7 protein-coding genes are annotated in these 14,215 nt (G+C 54.8%); all 7 read left to right on the top strand.

The features are described 5' to 3' along the window. Positions 1–21: 21 nt before the first annotated feature. The 7 genes from SCARR_RS12255 (at position 22) to SCARR_RS12225 (ending at position 14,212) form a co-directional block, all read left to right on the top strand. The gene (locus tag SCARR_RS12255; RefSeq protein WP_136061862.1) at positions 22–2,370 is read left to right on the top strand and encodes a beta-galactosidase; all 2,349 of its coding nucleotides are present in this window, start codon (positions 22–24) and stop codon (positions 2,368–2,370) included. A 90-nt stretch (positions 2,371–2,460) separates the two neighbouring features. Further along, entirely contained in the window at positions 2,461–4,314 is a 1,854-nt protein-coding gene (locus SCARR_RS12250; RefSeq protein WP_136061861.1) for a heparinase II/III domain-containing protein, read from the top strand. Next, a complete protein-coding gene (locus SCARR_RS12245; RefSeq protein ID WP_136061860.1) occupies positions 4,314–5,924 on the top strand; it encodes an alpha-L-fucosidase in 1,611 nt (536 codons plus the stop codon). The genes SCARR_RS12250 and SCARR_RS12245 overlap by 1 nt, the downstream gene beginning before the upstream one ends. A gap of 78 nt (positions 5,925–6,002) precedes the next feature. Then, positions 6,003–8,021 (top strand): sensor histidine kinase, encoded by a 2,019-nt coding sequence (locus tag SCARR_RS12240; RefSeq protein WP_136061859.1) that lies wholly within the window; start codon positions 6,003–6,005, stop codon positions 8,019–8,021. A gap of 122 nt (positions 8,022–8,143) precedes the next feature. Continuing rightward, positions 8,144–8,776 carry a response regulator transcription factor gene (locus SCARR_RS12235; RefSeq protein ID WP_168433269.1) on the top strand — a complete coding sequence of 211 codons (633 nt, stop codon included), beginning with the start codon at positions 8,144–8,146 and terminating at the stop codon, positions 8,774–8,776. A gap of 162 nt (positions 8,777–8,938) precedes the next feature. Further along, positions 8,939–10,648 carry a sulfatase-like hydrolase/transferase gene (locus SCARR_RS12230; RefSeq protein ID WP_136061857.1) on the top strand — a complete coding sequence of 570 codons (1,710 nt, stop codon included), beginning with the start codon at positions 8,939–8,941 and terminating at the stop codon, positions 10,646–10,648. A gap of 12 nt (positions 10,649–10,660) precedes the next feature. Next, positions 10,661–14,212 carry a putative Ig domain-containing protein gene (locus tag SCARR_RS12225; RefSeq protein ID WP_136061856.1) on the top strand — a complete coding sequence of 1,184 codons (3,552 nt, stop codon included), beginning with the start codon at positions 10,661–10,663 and terminating at the stop codon, positions 14,210–14,212. Positions 14,213–14,215: the final 3 nt, after the last annotated feature.

Raw genomic sequence — 14,215 nt, 5'->3', positions numbered from 1 at the left:
TTTAGACAAAGGAACGAGTGTATGAAAGGGTTTAAGTGCGGAAGGCGTTGGTTGTTGAGGGTTGTCGTTGGTTGCGCGTTTTTTGCGGCGAATGCTTTTGCCGATATGGAGTGGAAGCATCTGACTCAACAGGTTGAGGCCCGCCAGACCGCTCTGGCATCCATGATTCGCGAGGCGCAGCGAAAGAATGTTTGCACCGACTATGCTGAAACCTCCTATCATGTGATCGGCATCTTCCAGCAGGCGGCGCAGCACGACCACGACCATATGGGCAAGGTGCGCAGCATCTTCCAAAGCTTTAACCACTATAAGAAGATTGATCCGGTGCATACGGAACGGCTGCCGGTGACCGAGCTTGAGGCGTGCGTCGATATTGCCGACAACGCCATGGCCGAACTGCGGCTGCAGCTGGCCCACCAGATCAAGCTGACGATCCCTCCCGATTTTACCCAAGGGCAGATGAATCTGGGCAAGGGGGCGTATCAGCTGGATGGCCGGCCGGTTTTTCCGAGTACGCTGGTCTGGACGCCGAAGACTGAACCGTATTTGAATGCTTTCGGTTATCTGGGCGGGGGCTATCTGCAGATTTCCCAGTTGGAGCAGGATGGCACCCCCAGCGAGCGCACTTTGCAACGCTCCATTGAGCGGACTAAAGAGCAGGCTGGGCTGAACACAGCGCCGATCGTTTTCCTGATGGGGCATACGCCGGGGCGCTGGCAGCGGGAACAGCATCCGGAAATTCTGCACGGCGGGCGCAACTTTACCCAGTACGACATCGACAGCCCGCTGGTTCGCGGGTGGATCAAGGATATGTGCGAAGGCATGCTGCCAGAGTTGAGCAAGGCCTGCAGCAGCCAGCCGATGATGCATCTGGTGGCCAACGAGCCGCACTTCGCGACGGCCAAGGGCTCGTGGAAAGCGAGTAACGGGCTGTCGGACATTACGATTAAAAAGTTCCAGCGCTGGCTGGAGAGCAAATACAAAACCATCGGCGCGCTCAACACGGTTTATGGATCATCGCATGCAGGATGGGATCAGGTTCTTTTTCATGATCTTCCCGTTGAGAAGCGGCAGATCGACAAGAAGCTGCGCGGCACGCCGGTCTGGTACGACTGGAACCGCTTTAACCAGGAGCGCGTCAGTGATTGGTTTACCTATCTGAAAGAACAGAGTCAGGCCAACGACAACGGACGCAAGGCGCCGATGTCGATCAAGATGCTCGGCTTCACTCTTTCCCGAAATACGCGCGACGGCGGGATGGATCTGGAATACCTCACGAAGCTGCAGGATGTGGTTGGTGCCGACCTGCGCGTGGCCCCTCGGGGTTCTGAGTTTTACGGCAAACACGAGGAAGGCATGGATCCGGAGACCGGGTGGCAGGCGCACTATGCCTACGATTGGAGCGAGCAGTCCATGTATCTGGATTTTTCCAAATCGCTCTGCCCGGACAAGGTGTTCTACGATTCCGAATGGCACGGCTTCGGCGCGGTCAGCTGGCGGAACTTTAATCTGAGCCGCGAGTATGTCCGGTCATCGCTTTGGCTGGCTTTCACGCACGGCATGGGCATGATCAAGCCTTGGTTGTGGGGGCGCGGCGAAGACGGCGCACTGAGCCCGAAGGCCGACCATATCGGCGAACTGGCCACGCAGCCGATTGCGGTGGATGCTTTCGGCCGGACGATGAAGGAGCTCAATGCCCACGCTGAACACATTGTCGCCTCAGTTCCAACGCGTCGTGACTTCCTGATCTACTACTGCGAAGAATCTGCGATCCAGGATGAAAACTACACCTCCGCTTTCAAGGATGTCTATGAAGCGCTGAAGCTGCTGAACCTGAATGTCGGCTTCACCACACCGACGGAAATCGCCAACCTTGATCCGGAAACGCAAACCGTCATCGTTCCGCCAACTCCCTATGTTTTGGACGCTAGCTTGGATTCCCTCAGTTCCTTTACAGGAAGCGTGGTCATGGTTGGGTCGGAGCAAAGCTTCCTGAAAACCGAGCTGGGCGCCGCCCAGTCCGGCGAAGGAGTCCGCGCTCCCTTTGCATCGCTTCCGATGGGGAATGCGATGGAGCTGGCTGATGCATTTGAACCAGCCTTGGCTTCGATTGCACCGGCCCTGCCGCTGGGAATTAAGATAACCGATCCGGCCGGCAAGAAGGCCCACGGCGTAATGATCAATCAAGCAATAGATCCAACGACGGGAAAGCTCATTTTGGTGTTGAACAACATCAGCAAAGATCCGCGCGTCGTTTTGATTCCTCCGGAAATGAAGGTGGCCAACTTGATTAAGCATCGGGAGGAACAGAACCGCATTGAGCTGAACCCATGCGATGTGCGCCTGCTGCTGGTTGCAGATGCGCACTAAGCTTGCGCCGTGTGTCCGCCATGAGCGCTGCGGAAGGGGCGGAGGTCGTCCACTGCACGTTGTTAAGGCTTTAACTAAACAGGAAGTGGAATGATGAACAGATTGGTTTTGGGCTGTGTTGCTGTAGTCGCTTTGGGACAGACGTGGGCGGGGGAGCTTCCAAAGCTCGACAACCCGATGTCGGTGGAATATTTGAAGGCGAATCTGCGGGAAGGTCATCCGCGGTTGGTTTTCACCCCGGCCCTTGTTTTCCGCCTGAAGGGAAAGGTTAAAACCGACCCCGTGTTACAAAACATGTATGCGGCCATCCGGCTGAATGCCGAAAAGATACATGATCAACCGTTGCTGGAGCGCAAGATGGTGGGTCGGCGATTGCTGGGAACCTCGCGCGAAATGCTCTACCGGATCAACATGCTCGGCGTGGTCTATCTGGTGGAAGGTGAGCCGCGAACGCTGAACCGTATCAACGACGAGGTTCTAGCCGTCTGTAGGTTTGAAGATTGGAATCCAAAACATTTCCTGGATGTGGCGGAGATGTCGATGGCCGTGGCCTTGGCGTTGGATTGGACGCACGGTGCGCTGCCTGATACGACAGTTAAAACAGTGACGGACGCTTTGCTCAAAAAAGGTTTGCTGGCCGATGGAAAACCCAAGGCACGGATCGTTAGTGGCGGCAACAACTGGAACCAGGTCTGCAACGGCGGAATGATTGCCGCGTCCATTGCCTTGGCGGACGGGCATCCCGAGCTGGCTGCCGAGACCATCAAACGGTCGATTGATGCGCTGCCGAATGCGCTGAAGGCCTACATGCCAGACGGAGTGTATCCCGAAGGATCAACCTACTGGGGATATGCGACCCGCTTTTCTGTGACCACGGCCGCCATGCTTGAAAGCGCCTTCGGGGATGACTTTGGGCATCTGGACTATCCGGGCTTCAAAGAGAGCGCCATCTTCCGGTCGCTCTGCAATGCACCCTCGGGGTGGTACTACAACTATGCGGATTGCGGAGATAAACGCAGTCCGGACGGCGACGTTGCCTTGGCGTGGTTTGCCGCCAAAACCGGCAACAAGGCCTTTTTTGAACGGGAGCGGTTTCTGCGTTCCCCCAAGGATATGGGCAAGCTCGAACGGCTGGATGGCGCCGGCATGGCCTGGCTTTCCCAATATGAAGAACGCGGCGAGGAAAAGGTTCCTTCCGCATGGAAAGGGGAGGGCGAGAACCCGATCGTTATTTTCACCGGGGATGAAAATGATGAGCACCAATATTACTTTGGCGGAAAGGGAGGCAAGGCCACCACCAGCCACGGCAATATGGATGCGGGTTCCTTTGTCTTCGAGTTGAACGGCGTGCGGTGGGTGGTTGATCCCGGGAACCAGAGTTACCACGCATTGGAAAAAACCGGCTTTGACCTTTGGGGCAAGGGGCAGGGCAGCGACCGCTGGACCTTGCTGACCAAAAACAACTTTGGCCACAGCACCCTGACCGTCAACGGCGAGTTGTTTGAGAACGAAGGCTTCGCGCCGCTCATTGGTTTCCAAGTCGGTGCTCGGCCGGAGGCTGCGTTCGATTTGTCGGCGGTTTATGGCGATAACATGAAACAGGCGTTGCGCCGTTTTATAAAGGATAGCCCGTACTCTCTGTCGATAGAAGACGATCTTAAAATTTCAGACCGGACCGAAGAGGTTGTTTGGCAACTCATGACGACGGCCAACGTGGAGCTCGTCGAGGGCGGTGCTTTATTGCGTCAGGACGGAAAGACGCTGAGGTTGGAGAATCTGTCGCATCCCGGTCTGGCGGTGTCGGTGGTGTCGCTTGACCCTCCGCCTCTTGAACTTGATCGAACAATTAAAGGGCTGAAACGGTTGGATATAAAGTTTCCCGCTGATGTCGCGGTTCGAGGGAAATTGAAAATTATAGTCCGTCTTTCGGAGGGTGCGTTGTAATGAAAATAATGATCTGTTTGCTGATGGGAAGTCTGGTTGTTCCTGTATTTGGGGAAAGCTACAAACCCGAATGGGAATCGTTGCTGAACTATGAAGCGCCGGAGTGGTATGAGGATGCCAAGCTAGGTTTTTGGGTGCATTGGGGCGTCTATTCCGTTCCGGCTTTCATGGGCGATCACGCGGGCGAATGGTACGGCCGGTGGATGTATTCCAAAGAGGGGCAGAGCAGCCGGCATAATCAGGGCCTGGCGATTCATGAGCACCACAAGGCGACGTACGGCGATCCCTCCGAGTTCGGCTACAAGGATTTTATTCCCATGTTCAAAGCCGAGCACTTTAATGCCGAGGAGTGGGCGGATCTTTGCGTGGAAGGCGGTGCCAAGTTTTTCACCATGATGGGGGCGCACCATGACAGCTTCTGCCTGTGGGATACGAAACTGAGCAAATGGAACTCGGTCAACATGGGGCCGAAGCGCGATCTGGTCGGCGAGATTGAAAAGGCGGTCCGGAAGAAGGGTCTGAAGTTTGGCGTCTCCAACCATACGGCTTGGAACTATGGCTTTTTCCAGTGGAACCACATTAACGGCTATGATGCGAAGGATCCGGCTTATGAAGATCTCTACGGTAACCCGATTGTGCCGGAAGGGCTGGATAAAGTAACCGTCCGGCCCGAAGAGCAGGAGGGCAAGGGCCGCTGGAAATGGTTTGATCGTTCGCGCAATTTGATCAAGCCCAGCGAGCGCGATCTCGACCGTTGGCTGGCACGCACGGAGGAGCTGGCCGATATGTATAAGCCCGACCTTTACTATTTTGACTGGGGCATGAATCCGCCCGAGTTTGAGTCGCGTCGCAAGGAGTTTGCCGCCCACTACTACAACAATGCGGTCAAGTTTGGACAAGGTGAATACGGCGCTCCCAACGTAGTGCTGAACTATAAAAACTGGAAGACCTTCAAGCCCGGCTCCGCCGTGCGCGATTTTGAGCGCGGCGGCATGGATCAAATTGCCGACATGGTTTGGCAGACCGATGACTGTGTCTACAATGATCACAATTGGGGCTATGTTCCCGGCGTGGCGATCAAGCCGACCAATCTGATTGTGGATCAGCTGATGGACATCATCAGCAAGCGCGGCGTGCTGATGCTTTCTTTTGCACCGAAGGCCGACGGCACCTTCCCGGAAGATCAACAGGTCATGATGCGCGAGCTGGGCGCATGGCTGGAGGTTTGCGGAGAGGCCGTTTATGCGACCCGGCCGTATGAAGTGTTTGGAGAAGTCGGGGATCAATGGTTGGAGAAGGATGATTACGGCCGTAAGAAAATGACGGCGACCTGCGAGGATATCCGCTTTACCCGCAATAAGGAAAACACCGTGCTCTACGCCACCTTTCTTGATTGGCCGGGTGAAAAAGCCGTCATTAAAACGCTGGCGGGTGCAGATCTTTCCGGCATTAAATCCGTCAAGTTGCTCGGCAAGTGGCGCAAGCCCAAATGGGAGGTCACGGAGCAGGGGCTGGAAATCCAGATGCCGGAGAAGCAGCCGAAGCACGGTATGGCGTATCCCATCCGTATTGCTTTTGCCGGTCAGGTGGCTGCCCCATCGAAAAAGTGAAACACGTCGCGGGCTGAGCGCGCTTTATGAACCAAATAGCGGATTGGTTCGCGGCTTTAAAACGTGTAAACAGGGTGAATGAAACTCGGTTGTTCTAGGTTGTTCTTCCTGATTGCAGGGCTGTCGTCGATGTGGTGTGCGGCAGAGGTTTCTCTGTTTGAGATTCCGAAGACGTGTAAGCAGCTAAAGGCGGACGGCAGTGCCATTCGCGCAGAGATTGCCCAGCTTCCGCGTCTGGAAGAAACCCTGCAACTCGATGCCTATGGCTATCACGGCGGCTATCTTCCTTTGCTTGATTCACTCCCGGAGCAGCCGCGCTGGACGCTTGAACTGCGGTTCAAACCCTATATCTCGTTGTCGCAGGTTATTCTGGTTCCTGCCATCGACCACCGGTTCGGACTTTCGGGCAGCTATGGCTTTCCGAAGCGCTTCCGGGTGTTGAGCGTGGATGACGAGGGCGCGGTGGAGGTGGTCAAAGAGTGGATGGATTCCGACTGTCCGGATCCGGGCCGTTTCCCACTGATTCTTGATGTGGTTCAGCCCAAGGCGCGTACGGTGCTGATTGAGGTCTTTAGCGGCTGTGAGGACGGCGGACGCGAGGTGTTTGCGCTGGACGAACTGTTCGGTGTGATGGGGGCGACGGCCCACCAATGCGACAAGGTGATTGCCGGTTCTGAATATGCCTCGCCGCCATACTGGGATAAAGAATATCTGATCGACCAGAAAACCAGCTTGGGGCTCCCGCTTGATGTGCGAAGGGAAGCCCTTCCCAAAAATGAAGCACCTGATTTTTCGGTGGTCTTTGACGCCCAGCCGCCCAACGGTTGTGTGATTGAAGTGGACCTCGGCATGAATCAGAGGCTGGGCTGGGTTACCTTGTTTCCGGCTCAGGCACCGGATGGAATATTGATTCCCGGCTATGGATTTCCCGGGGATGTCCGCATGGAAATTGTGCGGGAATCTGAATCGGGCCAGCGCGATAGGATTCGTCCGCTTCCGAAAAAGTGGGGGAGGCTCCGGCCCGGCAATAATGCAGTGCGTCTGCAAGGCTCCGATATGGCCGGCCGTTGGTTGCGTATTTATATTAAGGATCTGCCCCTGCACAATGGGCAGCCTACCTTTGCGATGGGCGAGATTCATGTGTCCCGGTTGCAGGAGACCTATCCCATAAAGGCCGTCGCGCTGGAGGGCTTCCCCGCCGGGGCGGAGGCCGGAGCCGGCCTGATGATGGACGGGGAGTCCGACGGGCTTCCGGTCATGTTTTTGCTGGATTGGCTTGATCGAATTGAGGAGCGGAACCATTTGTCGAGCACTCTTGCAGAGCTGGTTGAAGTTGAAAAGGCGCTGCAATTCCGGTGGAAGCAGTTCTGGCAGATTACAGGACTGAGCCTGGTTTTGCTGCTGGTGTTGGGAGCCTTATCCGTAGCGGTTTTGGCGGTGGTGCAGCGGAAAAAGGCGTTGAAAAATTTAAAGTGGCGCATCGCTCGCGACCTGCACGATGAAGTGGGCAGTAATTTGGGCAGCATTGCGCTTACGGCCGAACGGCTGGAATGCGATGTCCGCGACGAGAATTCGAGGGAGGATCTGATCGATCTGCTGCTGCTGGCTCGCGAAGCCTCGGCATCGCTGCGCGACGTGGTTTGGGTGATAGACCAAACCTCGATCCGTTTGCCGAACCTGATCCAGAAAATGAAGGAGCGGGCGGAGCGGGTTCTTAGCGGCATTGAGCTGGTGGTTGAAATGCCAGCGGATTGCCCTGACCGTGAAGTATCGCTTACGTTCAAGCGCCATCTAATCATGTTTTTCAAGGAAGTGGTGCACAACTGCGCCCGGCACTCCGGAGCAACAAAGGTTCAGATTGCATTTTCGGTCAGCAGCGATCAGTTTAAGTTACTCGTGCAAGATGATGGATGCGGCTTTAACCCAGATGAGATCCGGGATGGGTGGGGGCTTGAAAGCATGCAGAAACGGGCCAAGGAACTCGGTGGCGAAATGACGATGGAATCGGCTCCCGGCAAGGGCACCACGACAGCCTTAACCGTTCCGCTCTGCGCCTTGCTGAAGCAGACGGACCACTTGTACAAAACCTCCAACTGAAACTGCAGGGCAGTATCAGTTGAAACCGCAGAATAAAGAATAATGAACATGGAATGCAGAAGGGTTTTACTTCGAAATTTGGAGTTCCGTGTTCAATATTCAATGTTCTGAACGGAGTGAAGATGATACCGATCAATATATGGATTGTGGAAGACGACGGGGGCTACCGGCGCAACCTGCAGCGCTCGCTGGGCCGGGAAGAGCATATCACCTGCAGCCGCGTGTTTCCGTCCTGCATTCCGTTTCTGGAAGCAATTCAGGAAGACACCCATCCGGATCTGGTTTTGATGGATTTGGGGCTGCCCGAGATGGGCGGGGTCGAAGGGATTCAGCGGCTGAAGGAAATTGCGCCGGATGTGACCGTGATTGTGCTGACTGTGATGGAGGACAAGGAAAAGGTGCTGCAGTCGCTGGATGCCGGAGCGGCGGGTTATCTGCTGAAATCGTCCACCATTCGTGAAATCGTCGACGGCCTCCAACAGGTTTTTGTTGGCGGGGCGGCGTTGAGCCCGGGCATTGCCAAGATTGTTTTGGAAGAGCTGAAAAAACCGGCACCTGATGAATTCGGCCTGACCGACCGCGAAATCGAAGTGCTGGAGCTTTTGGCCGAAGGGCTTTCCGTAAAGGAAATTGCCGCCAAACTCGACGTCAGCCGTGCCACGGCGGCCTTTCATCTGGGCAATATCTATCAAAAGCTGAACGTCCAGTCCCAGACCGGTGCCGTGGCCAAAGCCCTGCGGGCGGGTATTATCTAACGCGGGTTCTGGGCCGCTCCGTCGTGGCGCCCGGTGGGGGACTTGGCCTGTAACCAGGAATTATCTAGGTTGCTTCCCCACCTATTCACATGACTAGTAGACTGCTTTGACGATGTTTTAGTAACTTCTCTGTTAATTCTTAGACAACCAGCAGGAGAAGTCATGAACAGACCATTGCACATTATCGTCCTACTTGCCGCCGCTCTGAGCAGTTATGCGGCAGCCCCTTCGGCAAGACCGAACATTTTAATTGTTATGTGCGACGACCTTGGCTACGCCGATGTCGGTTTTAACGGTGCGAAGGATATCCGCACGCCGGCACTCGACAAACTGGCGGCAGCCGGCACGGTTTGCACCTCGGCCTATGTTGCTCATCCGTTTTGCGGACCGAGCCGCATGGGACTGCTTTCCGGGCGCTACCCGCATGAGTTTGGCGGGCAGTTCAATCATCCTCCCTTCCAGGAAGGGTTGACCGAATACGATTCCCTCGGAATCCCGGAGGAGGAGACCCTCATAAGCACCGTGCTTCAAGACGCGGGTTATTTCACCGGCGCCATCGGCAAGTGGCACCTCGGCATCGACAAGCCGTTCCATCCTAATACGCGCGGGTTTGACGATTTTTATGGTTTCCTCGGTGGCGGGCACATGTATTTTCCCGAAAAATATGCAGGCATTTATGAACGGCAGAACAAGGCCGGAGTCGAGCGCATTAATGAGTATGTCCTGCCGCTGGAACACAACGGCGAACAGGTGACGCCCAAGGGATACCTCACCGATGAGCTGACCGGCGAAGCGATCCGCTTCATTGACACTGCGGCCCAAAAGAAAAAACAGCCGTTCTTTCTCTATCTCGCCTACAACGCGCCGCACTCGCCGATGGAAGCCTCCGACGAAGATCTGGCAGTCTTTTCCGATATTGCAAATCCGAAGCGCCGGACCTATGCGGCGATGGTCTATGCGGTCGACCGCGGCGTGGCCCGCATTGTCGATAGCCTGAAAAAGAACGGACAGTATGACAACACGCTGATCATTTTCCTCAGCGACAACGGCGGCAAGCCGTCGCAGGGCGCCTCCAACGCTCCGCTGCGTGGACAGAAGGGCGATACCTTCGAGGGCGGCTTCCGCGTGCCGATGTTTTTCCATTGGCCGGACAACGTTCCGGTGCAAACCTTCAACCATCCTGTCAGCGCGTTGGATTTCTACCCGACTTTTGTGCAGCTTGCCGGAACAAAGCTTCCGAAGGGCAAGGAGCTCGACGGCAAAGACATTATGGCCGATCTGAAAAAAGGAACCAGCCCGCGCAAGGGCGAGATGATCTATTCGATGCGCCACCGCAACAGCTACAGCGATGTGAGCGCCCGTCGCGACGACTGGAAAGTCACTCGTTATGGCGGACAGCCTTGGCGGTTGTTCAACATTGATGAAGATCCAGGCGAGAACAACGATCTGGCCACCCAGCATCCGGAACGCGTTCAGGAGATGGTCAAAAAGGCCGAAGGGTGGAGCGGTACGCATGTCCAGCCGCTTTGGTTCCACGCCGGCCAAGCGCGGGATGAGTGGAAGAAAAACAACATGCCCCGCTTCGACAAAACCTTCAGCCCGGATATTGGCGCGCCTTCGCTGGCCCCGGTCAAATACATCACGGAACAGTCTGCCGCTCCGAAGGCGGCCATGCCTTCGGCCCCGGCCGGAGTTAAGCTGAAGAAGGGCGATTCCACTAAAGAAATGTTCGTGGCCCAGGAAAAAGCCAAATGGGATAAGAACGGATGGAACTGGGACCTGTCTAAAGTGGAAACGCTGTTCAGTACGATCGATGCAAATGGCGATGGAATCGCTTCTGGCCAGGAAAAGAAAGCCTACTGGGCCAAATAGCAGGTGAATTTGATGAGCAACCGGTTAAGCCTATTGATAGTTTCAGTGTCTGCCTTGGTGGTGTTTGGATCTTCTTTTTCATATGCCGGGATTTATTTCGGGGAGACCAATGATGCCGCCTATATTTCGCTTTCCAACCAGGTTGAAGCGGTCTATTCGGCGCTGACCAATCAAATGGCTACGGCAGAGGGCCTTGGAGTCAACACTGACTATGCCCAGGTGACTCAGGTGACGCTTGAGCTGTTTAAAGACGAGTATGCTCCATGGGACAGGGCTAATCCTGATAAAATTGACTATGCCTATACGGAAAAAGCCATCTTTGCCACAGCAGATCCTGTATATGCTGCTTATGGGGCTGCCGGTCTGCCATTTGATGAATTAGCTGACTGTCTTGAAATTGCTCAGGCGGCAACCAATGAACTTCAGCAGCAGATCGATGGGGCAATCGAATTGCAGGATCCTCCGGATTTTTCGACCGGAACGATGACGTTGAACAACGCTCATTATGAGCTGGATGGCCAGAAGGTGATTCCTAGCCGCTTCTTCTGGCAACCGGAAAACGATGAAGACATCTGGCAGGCTTTTGGTCGCATGGGGGCGTCGTTTTACGGGCTCTACTGGAACATGACGGATACGAATACGGCGAACAATAACGCCGTGGTGAACGATGTGAAAAACCTAGCCTCAGAAGGCGCATCCCCGGTGGAATTCTGGCATGCAACCGTGGTGGGCAACGTTACAACAAACCATTGGATGTGGGATTATCCGGAGACGGTTCTTGGCGACGGATACCGCTTCTTCAACGAATACGACATTGACAGTCCGCTGGTGCGTCAGTGGGAGAGCAACCTGTTCAATAAGGTGATGGCCCCCGCGTTGTCTGAACTCGGTACGGGCCTTCGGTATCACCTGCTCAACAACGAGCCGCGCTTTCCCATCCGCCAGGGCAATGGGGATTCTAGGCATAATGTGTCATCCTATACCTACGATAATTTTGCCGTCTGGCTGGCGGATAAATATTCGACGTTCAGCAACCTGAATGCGGTTTACGGAACCGGTTATGCCAGTTTCGCGCAGGCATCGACCGCGAATTATGTTGTAAACGATGGTGTCAGTGAAACCCTTCAGGGCGGCCCCATCTGGTATGACTGGTGCAAGTTTAATCAGGAGCGCGTCAACGACTGGCATACGTTCCTGAATGATTCTGTTAAGTCTATAGATTCGACTCCTTCCACACACATTAAGGTCTGGGGAGAAGGATCCATCCATACCCCGTATCAGGATCAAGGCATTGACTATGAATACCTGTCCAAAATGGTCGATCTTCCCGGTTCGGACAGCCAATGCACGCCGCTGAAGTCCGAATACGAAAACCGCGAAAATGACGACTGGAAAAACCGCTATGCGTTTGAATGGCGCAACCAAGCCGTCATGATGGATTTCATCAAGTCCATGAGTCCGGACAAGCCCTATCTTGATTCCGAATGGCACGGTTTCCTCGGAACGCGCTGGCGCGATTTTCACATGGAAGAGGAATATGTCCGCGCGATTCTCTGGATGTCCGCCCAGCAAGGGCTGAGCAGCATCAACGCCTGGTTCTGGAACCGGAACTACACGAGTAGTGATCCCGCCGTTCGCAATGGATATCGGCAGCGGGTTGAATTTGTCGGCGGTCCGGCTGTTGAGCCGATCATGATGAATGCGTTCGGTCGAACGATGAAGGAAATCAATGCTCATGCAGACACCTTTGCCTCAATGGTTCCGGAGCTTCGCCATTACATCGTATACTACAACAAGGACTCCGCCATCCAGGACAACACCTATTCCGACAACATGACGGATGTATTCGAAGCGCTGAAGCTGCTCAACGTTCCCGTGGGTTTCACCACGCCGACTGAACTTGCGTCGGTGTCAAACGCGATGCAGACCGTGATCGTTCCCCGTACCGAATATATTTCCGCCGCCGATCTGGCCGCGTTGGAGAGCTTTAAGTCTGAGGGCGGCGAGATCGTACTCGTGGATTCGGCAAGCTGCTTCATGAAGACTGAGCTTGGTGCCGTTCGGGCCGGCGGCACCAGCCTGACCAATTGTACATCCGTCAGCCACAACGAGGCGGTCTATACTATGGCGGCCGACTTCGAGGCGGTCCTGGTTTCGCGCAAGCCGGATCAGCCGGTTCAATGCTCAATCACTGACACGAACAGTGGTAAGAGTTATGGCGTGATCTGCGCCCAGTCAGAAGACCTCGTCAGCGGCGTCCAAATCGTTTCGCTGATTAACCTGAGCCAGGATCCGCGCGTGGTATCTCTCTCCACATCGGAACTGGGCTCAGTGACCAATCTTATTACCGGCCAGACAGGCACAAATGTGGTTGTTATGGCGCCGCAGGATGTACTGCTGCTTCGCCTGGAAAATACCGGCAGCGACAATCCGTTGTGGAACAGCTTTGTGTCCGAGTATGAGTTGAGCGGGGTGAGGACCAACAACGCGGATGTTGATCGGTTGACCGACTGGGGCGAATATATCTTTGGTGGCAATCCGACCAATCCGGCGGATGAAGGCTTGCTGCCCTTTTTCAATGCAGCTTCCGGGGATTACTCCTTTTATCTCCGCAACGACAATTCGCTCATTGCCCGTGTGGTTTCCACGACGAACTTACAGGGTGGAGTATGGGCGACAAACGATATCGTTGATGTTCTGGCCAGTGATGGCTTGATGGGAACCAATGCAACATCGATTGGAACCACGAACGAACAGTTGTTCATCAAGCTGCTGGTCGATGAAAGTGGCCCATTCAATTTTGCACCTTCCTTTACAGCTGATCCGTTCAGCAAGCCGAATGCCGTTAAAGACGTTGCTTACAACAGTTCGATTTCGGGTGATGCCTCCGACCCGGAGTCCGATCCGTTGACCTTCTCCAAGGTGTCTGGCCCGGTTTGGCTGCATGTGGCAACAAACGGCGCACTCAGTGGGACGCCGCTGGTCGGCAATGTCGGCACCAATCAATTCGATGTGCGGGTTGAAGCGATTGGTGGAAGTGATGCCGCAACACTGGAAATCATTGTGGATGCTTCCACGGGGATTGAGGTGCTGACCCATGATGATTTTGAGGACGCTTTAGATAATGCAGGGTGGGGGAGCTGGACTGAAGGCGGTAATGGTGTCGACTCGAGACGGCTGGACAATGCGTCGTATGCCATTGGTTCGTACAGCCTGAACATACGGGATGATACCGGTGATGATGCGTCGGTGTTGCTGGAGTCGCCCCTTGATCTCTCTTCTCGGACGCAACTCACGATCGGTTTTTCATATTACCCAAGGGGCATGGAAGCGGGAGAGGATTTCTGGGTTCAGTTCAGCGATAATAACGGGGCCAGTTGGACGACTGTCGCTACGTATATTTCCGGTACGACTTTCACAAACGACGTTCGCGCATTTCCGCAAGTCATTCTCGATAGCGGAAGCTACAGTTTCACAACCAACGTAAACATTAGGTTCGTATGTGATGCCTCTGAAGATAACGACAATGTCTATCTCGATAATATCGTCATTACCGCTCAATAGAGC

The organism is Pontiella sulfatireligans (genome assembly GCF_900890705.1).
Classification (GTDB): Bacteria; Verrucomicrobiota; Kiritimatiellia; order Kiritimatiellales; family Pontiellaceae; genus Pontiella; species Pontiella sulfatireligans.
This window is presented reverse-complemented; position numbering and strand designations above follow the sequence as displayed.

What these genes read in the sequence shown, in the direction of transcription:
- SCARR_RS12235 (WP_168433269.1), top strand. Translation starts at nt 8,144, where the DNA reads ATGATACCGATCAATATATGGATTGTGGAAGACGACGGGGGCTACCGG.
- SCARR_RS12230 (WP_136061857.1), top strand. Translation starts at nt 8,939, where the DNA reads ATGAACAGACCATTGCACATTATCGTCCTACTTGCCGCCGCTCTGAGC.
- SCARR_RS12245 (WP_136061860.1), top strand. Translation starts at nt 4,314, where the DNA reads ATGAAAATAATGATCTGTTTGCTGATGGGAAGTCTGGTTGTTCCTGTA.
- SCARR_RS12240 (WP_136061859.1), top strand. Translation starts at nt 6,003, where the DNA reads ATGAAACTCGGTTGTTCTAGGTTGTTCTTCCTGATTGCAGGGCTGTCG.
- SCARR_RS12255 (WP_136061862.1), top strand. Translation starts at nt 22, where the DNA reads ATGAAAGGGTTTAAGTGCGGAAGGCGTTGGTTGTTGAGGGTTGTCGTT.
- SCARR_RS12225 (WP_136061856.1), top strand. Translation starts at nt 10,661, where the DNA reads ATGAGCAACCGGTTAAGCCTATTGATAGTTTCAGTGTCTGCCTTGGTG.
- SCARR_RS12250 (WP_136061861.1), top strand. Translation starts at nt 2,461, where the DNA reads ATGATGAACAGATTGGTTTTGGGCTGTGTTGCTGTAGTCGCTTTGGGA.